Source organism: Streptomyces sp. Ac-502 (assembly GCF_045222935.1).
Classification (GTDB): Bacteria; Actinomycetota; Actinomycetes; order Streptomycetales; family Streptomycetaceae; genus Streptomyces; species Streptomyces monomycini.
Map to the genome: position 1 here is coordinate 3022537 of NZ_JBHFFO010000001.1, position 19204 is coordinate 3041740.

A 19204-nucleotide genomic window follows, 5' to 3' on the forward strand; every position below is an offset into this window, starting at 1 on the left:
CGGTCACCCCTTTCGCGCGGACTGCGGGGCCGCCGTACGGGAGCCCTGCTGCGGCGCGATGTGGATCTTGCGGCCGGTGCCGGCCCGGAAGCGGGCCACCGCCTCGTCGAAGTCCTCCAGCCCGTACACGTCGCTGACCAGCGGGTCGAGGTCGAGTCCGGCTTCCAGTACGTCGATGGCGGGCTGGAAGCTGTTGTGGACGGCCATCGAGCCGATGATGTCGATCTCGTGGTGGTAGACCAGGTACGGCGAGAACTTCGCGGAACGGGCCGGGTCGGTGACGCCGAACTGGAGGAACGTACCGCCCTTGCGGACCCGGCCGAGGCCGTCCTCGATGGCCGGGATCGCGCCGGTCGCGTCGACGACGACCTCGAAGCCGGGCTCGCGGCCGAGCTGGTCGGCGCTGGTGACGGCGGCGTCCAGGCCGAAGCTCTCGGCGAAGGCCAGCCGGTCCTTGTTGAGGTCCACGACGGACACCGAGGCGGCACCGGCGGTGCGGACCAGGGCGGCCATCATCAGGCCCATCGTTCCGGCGCCGTAGATCAGGTAGTGCTCGCCGGGGCGGCGGGGCAGCCGGTTCAGGCCGTGCACCGCGCAGGACAGCGGCTCGATCAGGCCCGCGGCGGCCTCGGAGAAGGACTCCGGGACGAGGTGGCAACAGCGCGCGGGGACGGCGACCAGCTCGGCGAAACCACCCGCCTGGGTGACGCCGATCGCCCGGTAGTCCTCGCAGAGGTTGGCGCGGCCGATACGGCAGTAGTGGCAGGCGCCGCACGGCATGTTCGGGTTGACGGCGACGCGGTCGCCGACGGCGGGACTGGTGACGCCCTCGCCCACGGCCACCACCTCGCCGGTCAGCTCGTGACCGGGGATCAGCGGGTAGGGCACGGCGGGCAGCTCGCCGCCCAGGATGTGCATGTCGGTCCCGCACAGCCCGCAGGAGGAGACGCGTACAACGACCTCCGCTGGTTCCGGCCGGGGATCGGGAACCTCGGTCAGGGCGGTACGGCCCGGCTCGGTGACCACGACAGCGCGCATGGCGCCTCCTCACGTCTTCGTGCGGTGTTGCGGGTGTTGCGGGGTGGAGTGGCGTGAACGTAACCCGGGGGTAAACGTTTGCGCAAGCGTTTACGTCTAGGCTGTGATGGACTACGTACCGGCGGCCGGACCTCCGGCCGGCGCACCAGGACGACACCAGGACCACCAAAACGACAAGGGACTCGGGGAGACGGACCGGATGACGACGATGGTCGATGTGGCGCGGCAGGCGGGAGTCTCCGTGGCCACGGTCTCGCACGTGCTCAACGAGACCCGGCCGGTACGCCCCGACACCCGCGCCGCCGTCCTCGCGGCCATCGACGAGCTGGGCTACACCCACAACACGCTGGCCCGCTCCCTGGTCACCGCGCGCACCCGCTCCATAGGCCTCGCGGTCTCCGCGATCAGCAACCCGTACTTCACCGAGATCCTCCAGGGCGTCGAAGCCGGCGCCCTGGAGGCCGGCTACAGCCTGCTGATCGCCGATCCGCACGACGATCCCGCGCACGAGCAGAAGGTCGTCCGGCTGCTGCACGAACGCCGGGTGGACGGCATGATCGTCGCGCCGTCCGCCGAGCCGGCGGGCATGGTGGACTACCTGACCCGGCGCAAGGTTCCGGCCGTCTTCCTGGACCGGCTCGTCGGCGACGCGTACGACCAGGTCTGCGCCGAGAACACCGCCCCTGTACGGCAGCTCGTCGAGCACCTCGCCGATCTCGGTCACACCCGCATCGGACTGGTCGCCGGGCTGCCCGGACTGAGCACCACCACCGAACGCGTCCAGGGCTACCGCGAGGGCCTGCGCGTCCGCGGGCTGCCCTTCGCCCCCGAACTTCTGGCGGGCGGCAACTCCGAGGCGGAGGGCGCCCAGGACGCCACCCGGCACCTGCTCGCCGCCCCCGAACCGCCCACCGCCATCATCACCGCCAACAACGCGATGACCATCGGCACCCTGCGTGCGCTGCGCGACCTGGGCCGCGATGTCCCCCGCGACATCGCGCTGGCCTGCTTCGACGACTTCTCCTGGGCCGACCTCTTCGCACCGCGCCTGACCGCGATCTCCCAGCCCAGCAAGGAGATCGGGGCCGCCGCGGTCCGGCTGCTGCTGGAGCGGCTGGAGGAACCGGACCGCCCGCCCCGCACCCTCCGGCTGCCCTGTACGTACGTGCACCGCGACTCCTGCGGCTGCACCGGCGCCGGACACTGACCCCACCCGACCCGCCCCTCCCCCAGAAAGGCCAGGATGCCGTGATCGTCGTCGCCGGCGAGGCCCTGATCGACCTCGTCCCCAGCTCGCAATCGCCGTCCGGGGACGGGCCGTTGCCCGCGCTGCTGCCGCGCCGGGGCGGCGGCCCGTACAACACCGCGCTCGCCCTCGGGCGGCTCGGCTCGCCCGCCGCGTTCTGCTCGCGGGTCTCCACCGACACGTTCGGCGAGGAACTGCTGCGCGGGCTGCGGGCGGACGGCGTGGACACCTCGCTCGTCCAGCGCGGCACCGAGCCCACCACCCTGGCCGTCGCGGACATCAGCCCGGACGGCTCGGCCGGTTACGGCTTCTACGCCGACGGCACCGCCGACCGGCTGTTCACCCTCCCGGACGAACTGCCCGCCGCCGCACGGGCGGTGTCGTTCGGCACCTGCTCGCTGGTCCTGGAGCCGGGCGCGAGCGCGTACGAGGCTCTGCTGCGCCGCTCGGCACAGCAGGGGATCTTCACGGCGCTGGACCCCAACATCCGCGCCGGGCTGATCGCGGACGCGGACGCCTACCGCGCCCGCTTCCGCGCCTGGCTGCCGCACGTCACGCTGCTGAAGCTCTCGGAGGAGGACGCGGAGTGGCTGGCCGGCCCCGAGGGGTCGCGGCCGCGGTGAAGGACTGGCTGACGGCCGGCCCCGCGGCGGTCGTGCTCACGCGCGGCGGTGACGGACTGTCCGTACGGACGCCGGGCGGCGGTCCGGAGATCGCGGTGCCCGGCGAGCGGGTCGAGGTCGCCGACACGATCGGCGCGGGCGACACCGTCAACGCGGCGCTGCTGCACCGCCTCGACGCGCACGGCGCCCTGTCCCCCGACGCGCTCGCCGCCCTCACCCCCGACGCCTGGCGCGACATCCTCGGCTTCGCGGCTCACGCGGCCGCGGTGACCTGCTCCCGGCCGGGCGCGCAGCCGCCGTACGCGGCGGAGCTGGCGGGGGCGAGCGCTGACGCGCTGAGGTGCGACGCGGGCCGGAGTGACGGCACGCCGAGGGAGTGACGGGGGCCGGGACAGGCCGGGCCGGACGAGGCGGGATGGGCCGGGGCAGGTCGGGCCGGACGCGGCCGGGTGGGCCGGGCCGCGCACCACGCGGCACGCGGCACGCGAACGGGCCGCCGTCCACTCCTCCGAGTGGACGGCGGCCCGTTCTGCGACGGAGGGGCTGTCAGGCCTTGCGGGCCCGCGTCGCCTTCTTGGCCGCCGTCTTCTTGACGGCAGGCTTGGCCGTCTTGGCGGCCGCGGGCTCGGCGGCCGCCTTCTTGGCCGTCGCCTTCGTGGCGGATGCCTTCGTCGCGGATGCCTTCGTGGCCGTCTTCGCGGAGACGGCCTTCCTGGCCGGGGCCTTCGTCGCGGCGACGGTCTTCCGCGCCACGCGCTTCCTCGCCCCGTCGGCCGTGGCCGGCCCCGCGTCGCTGACCCGGTCGCCCAGGATGTCGCGCAGGAACTTGCCGGTGTGGCTGGCGGGGATCGCCGCGACCTCCTCCGGCGTGCCCTCGGCGACGACCAGTCCGCCGCCGTTGCCGCCCTCGGGGCCCATGTCCACGATCCAGTCGGCGGTCTTGATCACGTCGAGGTTGTGCTCAATGACGATGACCGAGTTGCCCTTGTCGACCAGGCCGGACAGCACCTTGATCAGCTTGCTGATGTCGTCGAAGTGCAGACCGGTGGTCGGCTCGTCCAGGACGTAGACCGTACGGCCCGTGGAACGCTTCTGCAGCTCGGAGGCGAGCTTGACGCGCTGCGCCTCACCGCCGGAGAGCGTCGGCGCGGACTGCCCGAGCCGGACGTAGCCGAGACCGACCTCGTCGAGCGTCTTCAGGTGCCGGGCGATGGTCGGCACGGCCTCGAAGAAGCTCAGCGCCTCCTCGATCGGCATGTCCAGCACCTCGGCGATGGACTTGCCCTTGTAGTGGACCTCCAGGGTCTCCCGGTTGTAGCGCGCGCCGTGGCAGACCTCGCACGGCACGTACACGTCCGGCAGGAAGTTCATCTCGATCTTGATCGTGCCGTCGCCCGCGCAGTTCTCGCAGCGGCCGCCCTTGACGTTGAAGGAGAAGCGCCCCGGCAGGTAGCCGCGGACCTTGGCCTCCATCGTCTCCGCGAACAGCTTGCGGATGTTGTCGAAGACACCGGTGTACGTCGCCGGGTTGGAGCGCGGCGTACGGCCGATGGGCGACTGGTCGACGTGCACGACCTTGTCCACGAGGTCGTCGCCCGCGACCCGCACATGGCGGCCCGGCACCGATTTGGCGCCGTTCAGCTCGCGCGCCAGGTGGGTGTAGAGGATGTCGTTGACGAGGGTGGACTTGCCGGAGCCGGAGACGCCGGTGACCGCAGTGAGCACGCCGAGCGGGAAGGAGACGGTGATGTCGCGGAGGTTGTTCTCCTTCGCGCCGTGCACCGTCAGCTGCCGCTTCGGGTCGGCGGGCCGCCGCACCTCGGGCGTCACGATGGCCTTCTTGCCGGACAGGTACTGCCCGGTGACCGACTCCTTGTTCGCCAGGAGTTCCTTCATCGTGCCGCTGTGCACGACCTTGCCGCCGTGCTCGCCGGCGCCCGGGCCGATGTCCACGACCCAGTCGGCGACCTTGATCGTGTCCTCGTCGTGCTCGACGACGATGAGGGTGTTGCCCATGTCGCGCAGGCGCACCAGCGTCTCGATGAGCCGGTGGTTGTCGCGCTGGTGCAGGCCGATGGACGGCTCGTCGAGCACGTACAGCACGCCGACCAGGCCGGAGCCGATCTGGGTGGCGAGCCGGATGCGCTGGGCCTCGCCGCCGGAGAGGGTGCCCGCGGCGCGGTTCAGCGAGAGGTAGTCCAGGCCGACGTCGACCAGGAACTTCAGCCGCTCGTTGACCTCCTTGAGGACCCGCTCGGCGATCTTCTTCTCGCGGGCGTCCAGCTTCATCTCGCGCAGGAAGTCGGCGCAGTCGCTGATCGACATGGCCGAGACCTCGGCGATCGAGCGGCCCTTGACCGTGACGGCGAGGACGATCGGCTTCAGGCGCGTGCCCTCACAGGTGGGGCAGGGCACCTCGCGCATGTAGCCCTCGAAGCGCTCGCGGCTGCTGTCGCTCTCCGCCTCCTGGTGGCGCCGCTTGACGAACGGCAGGGCGCCCTCGAACGCGGTGGTGTACGAGCGCTCGCGGCCGTAGCGGTTGCGGTAGCGCACGTCGATCTGGGTGCGGTGGCCGTTGAGGATCGCCTTCTTGGCGCGCTGCGGCAGCCCGGCCCACGGGATGTCCGTACGGAAGCCGAGGGCGTCGGCGAGCGCGCCGACCAGCCGGCCGAAGTACTCCTTGGTGTGGCCGTGCGACCAGGGGTGGACGGCGCCCTCGTCGAGGGACTTCTCCTCGTCCGGGATGATCAGCTCGGGGTCGACCTCCATGCGCGTACCGATGCCGGTGCAGTCGGGGCAGGCGCCGAAGGGCGAGTTGAAGGAGAACGAGCGGGGCTCCAGCTCCTCGAACGACAGGTCGTCGCGCGGGCAGTACAGGTGCTCCGAATACATCCGCTCGCGCTGCGGGTCGTCCTCGTCCAGGTCGACGAAGTCGAGGATGACCATGCCGCCGGAGAGGCCGAGGGCGGTCTCGACGGAGTCGGTCAGCCGCCGCTTGGCGCTGTCCTTGACGGTCAGGCGGTCGACGACCACCTCGATCGTGTGCTTCTCCTGCTTCTTGAGCTTCGGCGGGTCGGAGAGCTGGATCGTCTCCCCGTCCACGCGGGCACGGCTGTAGCCCTTGGTCTGGAGGTCGGAGAAGAGGTCGACGAACTCGCCCTTGCGCTCGCGCGCCAGCGGGGCCAGCACCTGGAAGCGGCTGCCCTCGGGCAGCTCCAGGACCTTGTCGACGATGGCCTGCGGCGACTGCCGGGCGATCGGGTCGCCGCACTCGGGGCAGTGCGGCTTGCCGATCCGGGCGAACAGCAGACGGAGGTAGTCGTAGACCTCGGTGATCGTGCCGACCGTGGAGCGCGGGTTGCGCGAAGTCGACTTCTGGTCGATCGAGACCGCGGGGGACAGGCCCTCGATGAAGTCCACATCGGGCTTGTCCATCTGCCCGAGGAACTGCCGGGCATAGGAGGAGAGCGACTCGACATAGCGGCGCTGCCCCTCGGCGAAGATCGTGTCGAAGGCGAGCGAGGACTTGCCCGAGCCGGAGAGCCCCGTGAAGACGATGAGGGAGTCTCGGGGCAGGTCGAGCGAGACGTTCCGGAGGTTGTGCTCGCGAGCGCCACGAACGATGAGACGGTCGGCCACGCCGGTCGGCACCTTTCTGGAGAGGGGCGGGAGGCCGCGGCCCAGCTGCGTGCGGCCCTGACGGCGGCGGTCGGGCGACCCGGTCGTCCGGGCGCCGGGCCTGATGGGCACGGAAACTGGGCGAGCCCCCGCCCCAGGGTATGGGGGCTGCCGCGGCGATGTCTTATTGATGCCACACACGAGCCTATAGCACGCGCATTCGAATTGCGGGGTCAGTCGCACCGCTTCACCCGAACGTGTGGTCGCTGATGTCAACGCGCGGCGGTCCGCGTCTCTTCCTCGCGATCACCCACAGGCCGTACCCCCTTCACCCACGCCCGCCCGGCGTTCCTGGTTCCCTCCGGTACCAGGGCCGCCGCGGCGGGAAACCGGCACCGGAAGGAACGGGGGTGAAGGTGTCCGAAGTCACGGCCGGGGCGGGCGCCGGGTGGGTGCTGTTCGAATTTCGGGGCCGCGCGGGGCCGGGGCCGTGCGGGGCCGTCCGGGGCCGGGGCCGTCCGGGGCTCAGGGGTGCGCAGGGGCGGCCCGGCGCTCGTACGGCCGGTCCGGTACTTCAGCCCTCGCGCACCTGCGGCCCCGTCCGCACCACCCGTGACAGCACCTCGAAGGTGTGCCGCAGCAGCTCCCCCTCTTCCGCGGCGATCTCCTCGACCGGGACCCCCGCGAGCTGCCGCCGGACGACCGTCGCGTACACGGAGCGGTACGCGGCCACGGTCAGCGCCGCGGCCATCCTCGGCCCGTACGCGTCCGGCCCGGCACCCTCGGCCTCCGCGAACAGCCCGGCGAGCGTCCCCTCGAACTCCTCCAGCGCCTCACGCCCGCGCGCCATCAAAGCCGGCGACTCCACCAGCACCCGCCACCAGTAACCGACCCACTCCCCCACCCCGGCGAGCGGATGCCGCTGCGCCAGCAGATCGAGCGCGAGGCCCTGCAACGCCTCCAGCGGCGAGCGCCCCTCGCCCCGCTCCCGCACGGCGCGCGTCACCAGCTCCACGATCTCCGGGACGCGGTCCAGGAAGAGATCCTCCTTGCGGGGAAGTAGTTGAAGACCGTCATCGTCGAGACCTCGGCGGCGCGGGCGACCTCGGCGACCGTGACGTGGTCGAAGCCGCGCTCGACGAACAGCCGGGTCGCTTCCCCGGAGATCCGTTCGCGGGTCCGGATCTTCTTGAGCTCACGCAGCGAGAGCCCGCCGCCGTCCGCGGCCGCCCGCGGCGCGCCGCGCCGCCCGCCCTTCTCCGTACCGTCAGCCATGACCAAAATTTTAGCCGAAACAAATTTTTAGTGACTACACTTCTGCGCATGGACATGAAGACAGCCGGCGGCACTGCCGCCCGCCCGGACGTGGTGATCGCGGGCGCCGGCCCCGTGGGACTGATGCTCGCCTGCGAACTCGCCCTGCGCCAGGTGCGTGTCGTCGTCCTGGAGCGGCTGACCGCACCGGACGAGACGATCAAGGCCGGGGCCGTCAACACGCCCAGCGCGGAGGCCTTCTACCGCCGCGGGCTGCTGCCCGCGCTCGCCGAGGTGCAGGCGGAGGCACTCGGCCGCTTCAGCTCCTTCATGCGGCAGCGGCAGGAGGCCGGGGCGACGCCCGTGCGCGCGGCGCCGAAGTTCGCCGGGCACTTCGCGGGCATCATGCTGCCCGCCGAGCTCCTGGACGCGTCCGATCCCGGCTTCCACGACGCCGGACCGGCCGGTGACGTCGGGCTGGTACCCCAGCTGGCACTGGAGCGGCTGCTCGCCGAACGCGCCGACGAACTCGGCGTCGTGGTGCGCCGCGGAGTGGAACTGACCGGATTCGACGCGGCGGACGACGGCGTGACGGTGCGTCTGCGCCGGGTCGCGGGGGCCGACGGCGCGGACGTTCCCCAGGGCGGCCACACGAGTGGAGAAGCGGCTGGAGAGGCAGCGAGGGAGGACGCGGGAGAGGCAGCGGGAGAGGCCCTTCAGGCCGGCTGGCTGGTCGGCTGCGACGGCGGGCGCAGTACGGTCCGCAGGCTCGCGGGGTTCCCCTTCCCCGGCACCGCCCCGGAGATCACCGGTCACCAGGCGATGGTGGAGCTGACCGGGTCCGAGAAGCTCGGCGCGGGCTGGAACGAGACGGCGACCGGCATCTACGCCCACGGCCCGCTGCCCGGCCGCATCCTCACCGTCGAGTTCGACGGCCCGCCCGCGGACCGCGACGCCCCCATCACCCTGGAGGAGTTGCAGACCAGCCTGCGCCGGACCTCGGGGACCGACGTGACGATCACCAAGGTGCTCACCGCCACCCGCTTCACCGACAACGCCCGCCAGGTCCCCGACTACCGTTCCGGACGCGTCCTGCTGGCCGGCGACGCGGCGCACGTGCACTCGCCGTTCGGCGGCCAGGGACTGAACCTGGGCATCGGTGACGCGATGAACCTGGGCTGGAAGCTCGCCGCGACGATCCACGGCCACGCCCCGGAAGGACTGCTGGACACCTACACCGCCGAGCGGCACCCGATCGGCGCGTGGGTGCTGGAGTGGACCCGCGCCCAGATCGCGATGATGCGGCCGGAGCCGCACGCCCGTGCGCTGCGCGAGGTGGTCCGCGACCTGATCGGCACCGTCACCGGCACCACCTACTTCGTCAGGAAGATCTCCGGCGTGTGGCAGGGCTACGACCTGCCCGGCGACCACCCGCTGACCGGCCGCAGCGCCCCCGACCTGGAACTGGCCGACGGCAGCAGGCTCGCCGGCCACCTCCGGGACGGGCAGGGACTGCTGCTCGTCCTCACCGACGACCCGGAGACGGCCCGGCAGGCCGCAGAGTGGGCCTCCGGGTACGCGGGGCGGGTGCGCGTGGTGACCGGCCGCTGTCCGAGCCGTCCGGAGCTGGGCGGGCTGCTGGTACGGCCGGACGGGATCACGGCTTGGGCCGCCGGTACGGAGGCGTGGCAGGGCGGGAGAGGGGCGGGCGCCGAGACCGAGGGCGGGGAGGCTGTGGTGACCGCAGGCGCAGGTATCGCTTCAGTCCGTGCGGCTGGTGTGTCCGGAGTGACCGGTGCGGCCAGTGCAGCCAGTACGGCCGGTGTGGCCAGTATGCCCGGGGACGCCGGTACGGCCGGTGTGGCAACCGCCCCCCGGACGCCGGCTGCCGAGATCCGCACGGCAGAGGAACCCGGCGCCCTCGACGACGCGTTGCGGCGGTGGTTCGGCACTCCTGACGCCCCGGCCGGATGACGGACGCGGCCTGGCCGGACCGGCTTCCCGCCGGCCCGGCCAGGCCCGCCGAGCTGCCCACACGCCGCGCGCGCCGCCCGCGTACACCCTCCCGCGTACGCCCGGATCCGTGCAGGCCGACTCCCGCAGAAGCCGCCGCGGCGCTAGCTTCGGACCATGACCGACAACGTGCCCGACTCCGCGCCGGGTTTCGCACAGGACACCGTCTCCGTCCGTGAGGCGACCGAACGACTGCTCGTCGACGTGGGCAAGTTGGACGACGAGGCGATCGGAGAACCGTCTCTGCTGCCCGACTGGACCCGCGGCCATCTGCTCGCCCACGTGGCACGCAACGCCGACGCCCTGGTCAACCTGCTGACCTGGGCGCGTACCGGCGTCCGCACCCCGATGTACGCGAGTGCCGAGGCCCGTGACGCCGACATCGCCGAAGGCGCCGACCGGCCGCTCGCCGTACACCTGGACGACCTGCGGTCCAGCGCCGAGCGCTTCGACGCGGCAGCGGCGGCGCTGCCGTCCGCCCGTTGGCAGTACGAGCTGGAGATGCGCAACGGCGTCCTGGAACGCGCCGCCCGGCTGCCGTTCCGCCGGCTGACCGAGGTCGAGCTGCACCGCATCGACCTCGGGGTCGGCTACGGCATCGAGCAGCTGCCGACGGCCTTCGTCGACGCCGAACTGGCGTTCCTGACCGGGAAGAAGTTCGCGGGGCACGTCGACGTACCGGCCGTGGAACTGCGCACCCCCGACGGGCGGCGGTGGCGGACCGGCCGTACGGAGCACACGGGCAGGGTCACCGAGGATGCCGGGGACGTCCCGTACCTGGTGGTGTCCGGGTCCCCCACCGAACTCGTCGGCTGGCTCACCGGCCGGGGCAAAGGCACCGGCCTCGACACCCGGGGCGGCCCCCTTCCGGCCCTTCCGCCGCTTTAGGGTGGGTTCATGAGTTACACGGGAGCAGTGAAGGTCGGCGGACCGGCCGACGTGCACGAGCTGGCCGACCTGATGATCTCCAAGGTCGCGGTCGGCCCCATGGACAACAACGCCTACCTGCTGCGCTGCCGCGCGACCGGCGAGCAGCTGCTGATCGACGCCGCCGCCGATCCGCACACCCTGCTCAGTCTGATCGGCGAGGACGGCATCGCCTCCGTGGTGACCACCCATCAGCACGGTGACCACTGGGGCGCGCTGCGCGAGGTCGTGGACGCGACGGGAGCCCGTACGTACGCGGGCCGGTACGACGCCGAGGGCATCCCCGTACCGACGGACGTGCCCGTCGAGGACGGCGACACCCTCACGGTCGGCGAGGTGCGGCTGACCGCCCGCCACCTGGCGGGACACACGCCGGGCAGCATCGCCCTGGTCTACGACGACCCGCACGGGCACCCGCACGTCTTCACCGGCGACTGCCTCTTCCCCGGCGGCATCGGCAACACCTGGGACGACCCGGAGCGGTTCGCCAGCCTTCTGGACGACGTCTCGGCCAAGCTCTTCGACCAGCTGCCCGACGAGACCTGGGTCTACCCGGGGCACGGCTCGGACACCACGCTGGGCACGGAGCGCCCGCACCTCGCCGAGTGGCGCGCACGCGGCTGGTGAAGGGCCGGAAGGGCCGGAAGGGCGGTTGCCCGTCCGCGCCGGTCCGCGGTGCGGGCCGCCCGCCCGGTCAGCGGACCGGTGCGGGCGGCCTTTCCCTCAGCAGTTCACGGTGGATCGGTCCGGGCGGCCGTTCCGTCAGCAGTTCACGAAGGCCCGGCGCGCGTTGTTGTAGCCGCAGCTGTCGACGCGCGCGCCGGACGGCTTCTTGAGGGTCGCGGTGTCCTTGGTGTTGTTCCACACGTAGGCACGGCTGTTCTGGTAGCGGTGGGCGGCCGTGTCGCGCCCCTTGCCGGTGTGCACCGTCACGGTCTTCCCCGCCCCCAGGCTGTACGTGCCGAAGGTGTACGTGTGCCGGGAAGCGTCGGTCAGCTTCCAGCCCTTGAGGCTGACGGCACGCGAGGTGGAGTTCTTGATCTGCACCCACTCGGCGTTGAGGCTGGCGTTGGAGCCGTTGTCGTTGCCGGGACTGTTGTAGTAGATCTTCGTCAGGTGCACGGACCCGGCGGCGGACGCCGGTGCCGCCGTGACGAGCCCTCCGACCGCGGTGGATATCGCGAGTGCGGCTGCGGCGGCCGCCTTGGTGTGATGACGCATGGTCCCCCTCGGGACAGTGCGCGCCGGACGGGCCGTGGCCGGTGGGGCGACGGTCTTCCTGAGGGCGCGCGGCCAACGATGCGCGCACTGTACGGGGCCGTGGGGGCACGGGCGCGCGCAGGGCGCATACGTGACGTACGCATATGCCCGTACCGCATGAGGGAGGGCCCGCGGTGCACCCGCCGGACCTCCCCGAACGCGCCGGAGCGGTGGGACCGCCCCTCAGGACAGCCGGTCAGACGTCCACGGCGTCTTTGGCATCTTCCTTCGTCCCGGCGGCCTCCGCCTCCGCGCGGGCCTGCTTCTTCGAGGCCCGCAGACTCGTGATCGTCGTGACGACGAGGACGGCGCAGATCACGCCGAGCGAGACCGGGATGCTGATCTCCGGGACGCTCACGCCCGACTCGTGCAGGGCGTGCAGCACCAGCTTCACGCCGATGAACCCGAGGATGATCGACAGGCCGTAGGAGAGGTGCACCAGCTTCTTCAGCAGACCGCCGATGAGGAAGTACAGCTGCCGCAGGCCCATCAGGGCGAAGGCGTTGGCGGTGAAGACGATGTACGGGTCCTGGGTGAGACCGAAGATGGCGGGGATCGAGTCCAGCGCGAACAGGACGTCGGTGGTGCCGATCGCCAGCATGACGATCAGCATCGGCGTCATCAGGCGCTTGCCGTTCTCGACGACGAACAGCTTGGTCCCGTGGTACTTGTCGGTCGACGGGAACCGCTTCTCGACCATCTTCAGGAAGCGGTTCTCCTCGAACTCCTCGTCCTGCTCCTCCGCACGGGCCTCCTTGATCAGCTTCCAGGCCGTCCAGATGAGGAACGCGCCGAAGATGTAGAAGACCCACGAGAAGTTGGCGATGATCGCGGCGCCCGCGCCGATGAACCCGGCGCGCAGCACGAGCGCTATCAGTACACCGACCATCAGCACCCGCTGCTGGTAGATCGTCGGCACCGCGAACTTCGCCATGATCAGGACGAAGACGAAGAGGTTGTCGACGCTCAGCGACTTCTCGGTGATGAAGCCCGCGAAGAACTCACCGGCCGGCTGTCCGCCGCCGAAGACGAACAGCCCGAGTCCGAAGAGCGCGGCCAGAGCGACCCACACGGCGGTCCAGGCACCGGCCTCCTTGAGGGAGACCTCGTGCGGTTTTCGGCCGCCGATGAAGAAATCGGCGGTGATCAGGGCGCACAGACCGATGATGGTCAGCACCCACAGGGTCAGGGAAACGTCCACTGCTCCTCCGGCAGAGTCGTACGGCACTAACAGCGTCGTCGCTGCCGGAGGTCTCTTCCACCCGGGAGCGCTGGTGCCGCGCTCCCCGAGACGGGCCGACGCCCCGGGATCTCGTCAGTGGCGCGATCCGTGATGACGGGGACGTCGCGCAGGAATACTCCCCTCCGCAGTACTAGAGTAAAGGAAGGGCAATGAATAGTAAAGAGTTGGGTAAATGCGCTGGTCAGATGGGGCTGCGGAGGGGGTGGCGGGTGGGGGCGCGGGCTTGACCGCGGGTGGGGCGGGGGCGCGGGCAGGGCATGAGATCGCGGACTTCGCCGGTTTCTCCGGTTTTCCTTTCCCGGTTTTCCCGGTTTTCCCGGTTTCCCTGGTTTTGCCGCCCGCCCCGGCGTGGTCAGCGCTCGCGGGTCCGGCTGTGGCCCTGCGACCGGCGGGCCTCCGCCAGGTCGCCCAGGACCTTGCGGAGCACCCGGCTGCCGTCCGGCACGCGCGACGGCTCGTACGTCCAGGCGTGCCCGACCCAGGGGTCGGCGAGGTGGGCGTCCGGCACCGGCGTCACGCGCAGCAGGGAACGCCACAGCGGGTCCAGCACGGGCCCGTACTCCCGGGCCTCGGTCCGGTCGGCGACCATGAGCAGGTGCACGCCGACCGACGGGCCCTCGTCCGCCAGGTAGCGGAGCTGGTTGACGGCGCGGTCGTCGAAACCGTGCGGGAAGTCGTGGACGATCAGCAGCTGCTCGGCGGTGTCCAGGTCCGGCGGCAGGGCTTCCGCCGCCTGGTTGCGGACCGCCATCTGTACGAGGTCCACGCGCCGGGTCAGTTCGCCGAGCACCGCGGTCACGCCCTGCGCGCCGGCGGCCGGAGGCTCGCGGAGCGCGCCCGTCTCCAGCAGCGGCGCCAAGGCGGGCGCCGCCGAGCCGGCCGGGTCGATGACGTGGACGGTGAGTTCGCCGACCGGGTGGACGGCCAGCAGGCGGGCGGCGAGCGTGACGGCCGTGTCGACCGCCCGGCGCCGCACCTCGGCCGCGTCGAGCGGCTCGGTCCCGTCCGGGCCGCCGCCCAGGCCGTCGATCCCTTCGAGGCCGTCGAGGTCGAAGCCGCTCCCGAACGCGCCGTCGGCCGTCTCCGCACCGGCGAACGTCTCCGGACGCCCGCTGTCGATCCACAGACCGCGGTTCATCGGCAGCCGTACCAGCATGGGGATGCGCAGGTCGGGGCACTCCGGCAGACGCAGATCACCGAGCCGCACCGCCGTCGGATACTCCTCCGGCGGCCGGTAACCCTGCCAGACGGGGCTGCTCCAAGCGGCGAAGGCCGGCGGCAGGGCGGGCTCGACCACCTCGGCCTCGGCGGTGAGCTGAGCGAGATCGCGGTCGAGCACCTCACGGGCCTGGGCCGCGAGGCGGGCGTGCTTGTCGTGCGCGGCGGCACGCGCCGCTTCGGCGGCCGCTCCCATGCGGTTGCGGGGGTCGGCGTTGACGGTGTCCAGTTCCTTCGCCAGGCGGGACTGGGCGAAGTCCATGGCGCTGCGGTAGGCGGCGACCGTCCGCGACAGGTCCTCGAACATGCCCCAGACCTGGTTGTAGAGCCGCTCTTCCGGGGTCCGGCCGGCGGCGTCACCGGCTACCGGACCGGCGGGGCGTGCCTCGCCGGGCGGGGGCGCGGTGGGGGTGGAGGCGAGGGGCGGGGCAGGTGTGGGTGCGGGTGTGGCGGGCGTGGGCGATGGTGCCGCTGGGACGTCCTGGCGGGGCTGCGGGGGCGAGGTACGGCGTTTGGGATGCCGGTAGTCGACGGGGCCGGGTGAGGCGGCTGGGGCGAGCGGCACGGCAGGGTCGGACGAGGCAGCGGAGTCGGACGACGCAGCGGGACCGGATGGCGCGGCAGGGTTGCGTGATACGGCGGGACCGGATGGCGCGGCGGGGTTGCGCGACGGGCTGGGGCCGGGCGACGCGGTGGGGACCGGTACCGAACGCGCGTGGCCGCTGCGTACCGCTGCCTGGATCTCCGAGGCCAGTCCCGTGCCCGTGGCCTGCGGCAGGCCCTGGTCCTGGAGCAGTGCGGCGAGCCCGCCCGCGTACCCCTGCCCCACGGCCCGCACCTTCCAGGCACCCTGCCTGCGGTACAGCTCCACCGCCACGACGGCGGTCTCGGCGTCGAGGTCGACGAGCGTGTAACTGGCCAGCTCCCTACCGTCCAGGCCCGTGACGGCGACGAACGGTGCCGCCGCCGCGCCGAAGACCGCCGGGCCGCCGATGCCGACGGGCAGCGCGAGCAGCACGCTCACCCGGTGCACGGCCGCGGGCACGGCGTCCAGGTCCACCGCGATCCGGTGCTCGGCGGCGGCCTGCCGGGGCACCTCGACGCCGTCGCGACGCGGCGCGCCCGGGTGGGCCACCGCTTCGGCGCCCGCGAGATCACCCCGCTCGCCGGCGAGCGTCACCCCCGCGACGACGGGCCCGCCCGCCGCGATCCTGATCTCCACACGCGTCCGGTCCAGCGGGTGGTTCTGCCCTCGGACAAGCTCGGCCGTCATCGTCGTTCCCCCGGAATGTCGTGCGCCCCGTGCTCGCGGACGGGGCTGGTGCGTGCTTACAGGTACGGCAGGATCGCCGGGACGACGTCCTTGAACGTACGGCCTTCGGACGGTTCGCCGATCGCGGTCATCTGCCAGCCGCTGCCGGAACGGTGCACCTTGCTCATGATCTGCGCGGTGTAGTCACCGCCGCCGGTGAGGGTGTAGCGGGCGAGTTCCTGGCCGGTGGTCTCGTCGACCAGGCGGCAGAACGCGTCCTGCACCTCGGCGAAGGTCTGTCCGGTGAAGGAGTTCACGGTGAAGACGATCTGGTCGATGTGCACCGGCACCCGCGACAGGTCGACGAGGATCGCCTCGTCGTCCCCGCCCTGGCCCGCGCCGCCGACCACGTTGTCGCCGGTGTGCCGCACCGACCCGTCGTCGCTGATCAGGTGCTGGAAGAAGACGACGTCCATCGGCTGCTTGTCGGCGAACAGCACCGCCGAGGCGTCGAGGTCGATCTCCCGGGTGCGCGATCCGAACAGCCCGCGGCGGGGCGCCGAACGCCAGCCCAGCCCCATCCGTACCGCGGTCAGCGTCCCCCCGTCGGACTTCGCCAGGCTGATGCCCTGCCCCTTGGACAAGTTGACCGACACGTGCCGTCCCCTCTCGCTCTGTTCTCCCCGTCGCCGCCTCCCCGACGGCATCCCCCGACCCTATGCACGGCCCGCCCCCGGCACGCACCTGCCCCGCGCTTTGTGGCGTTCCTGCAACACAGCCCGCATCTTTCGGGTAGCCCCGGGCGAGCCCCCGCCCAGCGGCGCGGGGACGAACCTGGGCCGTACGACAGCAGCGGGACGAGCACCCCGCCACCCGGCCGGGGCGAGCCGATCTGCCGTACGACGACAGGCGGAAACCGCCGTACGCCCGGCCACCCGATCGCACTCGTCACCCCGGCCTGCCCCGTCACCGGGAGCGCCCCTTCGACGAAATCCCCCCTCACCGATCAGCCCCTCGCCGATCCCCCTCGCCAATCGCCTCCTGGCCGATCCCCCGTCTCGCGCCCTCGCCCCCTCAGCGCAGCCCCGCCTCCTTCATCTGCCGCAGTTCCTTCTTCAGCTCCCCCACCTCGTCGCGCAGCCGGGCGGCCACCTCGAACTGGAGCTCCGCGGCGGCGGCCCGCATCCGGTCGGTCATCTCCTCGATCAGCTCGGCCAGTTCCGCGGCCGGCCGGTCGGTAGGTGTGCCGCCCTTCGCGGCCTTGCCCTTGGCCGCCTTCCCGCCCAGCGCGGGCACCGGTGCCTTGCCCTTGGCGTCCTTGCCTTCGGCCCCCTTGCGGTAGCCGGTGCCCAGCAGTTCCTGGGTGTCGATCTCCTCGCGCGCGAGGGTCGCGACGATGTCGCCGATCTTCTTGCGGAGGGGCTGCGGGTCGATGCCCTTCTCCTTGTTGTACGCGAGCTGCTTCTCCCGGCGGCGGTTGGTCTCGTCGATGGCCCTGCGCATCGCCGGGGTGATCTTGTCCGCGTACATGTGGACCTGGCCGGAGACGTTTCGGGCGGCCCGGCCGATGGTCTGGATCAGGGACGTGCCCGAGCGGAGGAAGCCCTCCTTGTCGGCGTCCAGGATCGCCACGAGCGACACCTCGGGCAGGTCGAGGCCCTCCCGCAGCAGGTTGATGCCGACCAGGACGTCGTACTCGCCGGCCCGCAGCTCCCGCAGCAGCTCCACCCGCCGCAGGGTGTCCACGTCGCTGTGCAGGTAGCGGACCTGGATGCCCAGTTCGACGAAGTAGTCCGTGAGGTCCTCGGCCATCTTCTTGGTGAGGGTGGTGACCAGGACCCGCTCGTCCTTCTCCGTTCGCGTACGGATCTCGTGCACCAGGTCGTCGATCTGGCCCTCGGTGGACTTGACGATCACCTCGGGGTCGACCAGGCCGGTCGGGCGGATGATCTGTTCCACATAGCCGTCGGAGCGCGAGAGCTCGTACGAGCCGGGCGTCGCCGACAGGTAGACGGTCTGGCCGACCCGCCCCAGGAACTCCTCCCACTTCAGCGGCCGGTTGTCGAGGGCGGACGGCAGCCGGAAGCCGTGCTCGACCAGGGTGCGCTTGCGGGAGGCGTCGCCCTCGTACATCGCGCCGATCTGCGGCACGGTGACGTGCGACTCATCGATGACCAGGAGGAAGTCGTCCGGGAAGTAGTCCAGGAGGGTGTTCGGCGCGGTGCCGGGGGCGCGGTCGTCCATGTGCATCGAGTAGTTCTCGATGCCGGAGCAGGAGCCGACCTGGCGCATCATCTCGATGTCGTAGGTCGTCCGCATCCGCAGGCGCTGGGCCTCCAGGTGCTTGCCCTGCTTCTCCATCGTGGCGAGGCTCTCGGCCAGCTCCGCCTCGATGCCGGCGATGGCCTTCTCCATGCGCTCGGGGCCCGCGACGTAGTGGCTGGCGGGGAAGACGTACAGATGCTCGTCCTCGCTGATGACCTCGCCGGTCAGCGGGTGGAGCGTGGACAGCGCCTCGATCTCGTCACCGAACATCTCGATGCGGACGGCCAGCTCCTCGTAGACCGGGAAGATCTCGATGGTGTCGCCGCGGACGCGGAACGTGCCGCGGGTGAAGGCCATGTCGTTGCGGGTGTACTGGATGTCGACGAAGCGGCGCAGCAGCTGGTCGCGGTCGATCTCGTCACCGATCTTGAGCGGCACCATGCGGTCCACGTACTCCTGGGGCGTGCCCAGGCCGTAGATGCAGGAGACCGAGGCGACCACGATGACGTCACGCCGGGTGAGCAGGGAGTTCGTCGCGGAGTGGCGCAGTCGCTCGACCTCCTCGTTGATCGAGGAGTCCTTCTCGATGTAGGTGTCCGACTGCGGGACGTACGCCTCGGGCTGGTAGTAGTCGTAGTACGAGACGAAGTACTCGACGGCGTTGTTGGGCAGCAGCTCACGGAACTCGTTGGCGAGCTGCGCCGCGAGGGTCTTGTTGGGCGCCATGACGAGGGTGGGACGCTGCAGCTTCTCGATCATCCACGCGGTGGTCGCCGACTTTCCGGTGCCGGTCGCGCCGAGCAGGACGACGTCCTTCTCACCACCGCGGACGCGCTGCTCCAGCTCGGCGATGGCCGCCGGCTGGTCGCCGCTGGGCTGATAGGGGCTGACGACCTCGAAAGGCGCCACCGTGCGTTCGATCTTGGATACGGGCCGCATGGAACCAACCGTACGACTCCCCACTGACAACCGGCCGGAAAACGCTCCGACCAGCGGTTCCGCCGACGGGCGACGGTGGGCGGCGCCCGTCGGGACCGGGCCGCGGCGGACACAAGCCCAGAACCGGCCAGCGGGGCCGGGCGGGCCTTTCCCCGGCCCGCGGGCGTGGCGGCCGGGGCTTCGCACTCCGGGTCGGATCCGGCACGTACGGATATTGCGTGCCGGGTGCGGGGATCACGGGACCGAGGCGTTCAAACACGGAGCACAGGACACTTCTCGTTCAATTTCTGTCCATCAGACGCCTGTCT

Annotated in this window: 13 protein-coding genes and 1 pseudogene; 5 read left to right on the plus strand and 9 right to left on the minus strand. The window is 71.5% G+C overall.

Annotation, left to right across the window (positions count from 1 at the left end; genetic code table 11):
- Window positions 1-3 precede the first annotated feature (3 nt).
- Window positions 4-1038: a zinc-dependent alcohol dehydrogenase family protein gene (locus ACEXOX_RS13695; protein WP_406520826.1), complete on the minus strand. Its 1035-nt coding sequence runs from the start codon at window positions 1036-1038 to the stop codon at window positions 4-6.
- Window positions 1039-1237: 199 nt separating this feature from the next.
- On the opposite strand from ACEXOX_RS13695, the gene ACEXOX_RS13700 reads away from it, so the two are divergent.
- Window positions 1238-2245, plus strand: a complete 1008-nt coding sequence (locus ACEXOX_RS13700) for a LacI family DNA-binding transcriptional regulator (protein ID WP_406520828.1) — start codon at window positions 1238-1240, stop codon at window positions 2243-2245.
- A 41-nt stretch (window positions 2246-2286) separates the two neighbouring features.
- Window positions 2287-3287 (plus strand): annotated as a pseudogene (locus tag ACEXOX_RS13705) (carbohydrate kinase).
- Window positions 3288-3453: 166 nt separating this feature from the next.
- Here ACEXOX_RS13705 and uvrA read toward each other — a convergent pair.
- The 3 genes from uvrA to ACEXOX_RS13720 form a co-directional block, all read right to left on the minus strand.
- Window positions 3454-6546: an excinuclease ABC subunit UvrA gene (uvrA, locus tag ACEXOX_RS13710; protein WP_406520829.1), complete on the minus strand. Its 3093-nt coding sequence runs from the start codon at window positions 6544-6546 to the stop codon at window positions 3454-3456.
- A 553-nt stretch (window positions 6547-7099) separates the two neighbouring features.
- A complete protein-coding gene (locus ACEXOX_RS13715) occupies window positions 7100-7531 on the minus strand; it encodes a hypothetical protein (RefSeq protein ID WP_406520831.1) in 432 nt (143 codons plus the stop codon).
- On the minus strand, window positions 7528-7800 hold the full coding sequence (locus tag ACEXOX_RS13720; RefSeq protein ID WP_406520832.1) for a TetR/AcrR family transcriptional regulator: 273 nt from the start codon (window positions 7798-7800) through the stop codon (window positions 7528-7530). Before ACEXOX_RS13720 ends, ACEXOX_RS13715 begins: the two co-directional genes overlap by 4 nt.
- 48 nt (window positions 7801-7848) lie before the next feature.
- Between ACEXOX_RS13720 and ACEXOX_RS13725 the strand changes: the two genes are divergently transcribed.
- The 3 genes from ACEXOX_RS13725 to ACEXOX_RS13735 all read left to right on the plus strand — a co-directional run bounded on the left by ACEXOX_RS13725 (window position 7849) and on the right by ACEXOX_RS13735 (window position 11346).
- A complete protein-coding gene (locus ACEXOX_RS13725) occupies window positions 7849-9753 on the plus strand; it encodes an FAD-dependent monooxygenase (RefSeq protein WP_406520834.1) in 1905 nt (634 codons plus the stop codon).
- 156 nt (window positions 9754-9909) lie between these two features.
- Complete coding sequence (locus ACEXOX_RS13730) at window positions 9910-10680, plus strand: maleylpyruvate isomerase family mycothiol-dependent enzyme (protein ID WP_406520836.1); 771 nt, start codon at window positions 9910-9912, stop codon at window positions 10678-10680.
- A gap of 9 nt (window positions 10681-10689) precedes the next feature.
- The gene (locus ACEXOX_RS13735) at window positions 10690-11346 is read left to right on the plus strand and encodes an MBL fold metallo-hydrolase (RefSeq protein ID WP_030023536.1); all 657 of its coding nucleotides are present in this window, start codon (window positions 10690-10692) and stop codon (window positions 11344-11346) included.
- A gap of 135 nt (window positions 11347-11481) precedes the next feature.
- Here ACEXOX_RS13735 and ACEXOX_RS13740 read toward each other — a convergent pair whose 3' ends face one another.
- From ACEXOX_RS13740 to uvrB, 5 genes are all read right to left on the minus strand, one after another.
- Window positions 11482-11940: a lamin tail domain-containing protein gene (locus ACEXOX_RS13740; protein ID WP_406520839.1), complete on the minus strand. Its 459-nt coding sequence runs from the start codon at window positions 11938-11940 to the stop codon at window positions 11482-11484.
- 235 nt (window positions 11941-12175) lie between these two features.
- A complete protein-coding gene (locus tag ACEXOX_RS13745; protein WP_406520840.1) occupies window positions 12176-13180 on the minus strand; it encodes a TerC family protein in 1005 nt (334 codons plus the stop codon).
- Window positions 13181-13574: 394 nt separating this feature from the next.
- Complete coding sequence (locus tag ACEXOX_RS13750) at window positions 13575-15713, minus strand: TerD family protein (protein ID WP_406520842.1); 2139 nt, start codon at window positions 15711-15713, stop codon at window positions 13575-13577.
- A 56-nt stretch (window positions 15714-15769) separates the two neighbouring features.
- The gene (locus ACEXOX_RS13755; protein WP_030023542.1) at window positions 15770-16348 is read right to left on the minus strand and encodes a TerD family protein; all 579 of its coding nucleotides are present in this window, start codon (window positions 16346-16348) and stop codon (window positions 15770-15772) included.
- A 418-nt stretch (window positions 16349-16766) separates the two neighbouring features.
- Entirely contained in the window at window positions 16767-18896 is a 2130-nt protein-coding gene (gene uvrB, locus ACEXOX_RS13760; protein ID WP_406520843.1) for an excinuclease ABC subunit UvrB, read from the minus strand.
- Window positions 18897-19204 lie beyond the last annotated feature (308 nt).

What these genes read in the sequence shown, in the direction of transcription:
- ACEXOX_RS13700 (WP_406520828.1), top strand. Translation starts at nt 1,238, where the DNA reads ATGACGACGATGGTCGATGTGGCGCGGCAGGCGGGAGTCTCCGTGGCC.
- ACEXOX_RS13725 (WP_406520834.1), top strand. Translation starts at nt 7,849, where the DNA reads ATGGACATGAAGACAGCCGGCGGCACTGCCGCCCGCCCGGACGTGGTG.
- ACEXOX_RS13735 (WP_030023536.1), top strand. Translation starts at nt 10,690, where the DNA reads ATGAGTTACACGGGAGCAGTGAAGGTCGGCGGACCGGCCGACGTGCAC.
- ACEXOX_RS13730 (WP_406520836.1), top strand. Translation starts at nt 9,910, where the DNA reads ATGACCGACAACGTGCCCGACTCCGCGCCGGGTTTCGCACAGGACACC.
- ACEXOX_RS13740 (WP_406520839.1), bottom strand. Translation starts at nt 11,940, where the DNA reads ATGCGTCATCACACCAAGGCGGCCGCCGCAGCCGCACTCGCGATATCC.
- uvrB (WP_406520843.1), bottom strand. Translation starts at nt 18,896, where the DNA reads ATGCGGCCCGTATCCAAGATCGAACGCACGGTGGCGCCTTTCGAGGTC.
- ACEXOX_RS13695 (WP_406520826.1), bottom strand. Translation starts at nt 1,038, where the DNA reads ATGCGCGCTGTCGTGGTCACCGAGCCGGGCCGTACCGCCCTGACCGAG.
- ACEXOX_RS13720 (WP_406520832.1), bottom strand. Translation starts at nt 7,800, where the DNA reads ATGGCTGACGGTACGGAGAAGGGCGGGCGGCGCGGCGCGCCGCGGGCG.
- ACEXOX_RS13750 (WP_406520842.1), bottom strand. Translation starts at nt 15,713, where the DNA reads ATGACGGCCGAGCTTGTCCGAGGGCAGAACCACCCGCTGGACCGGACG.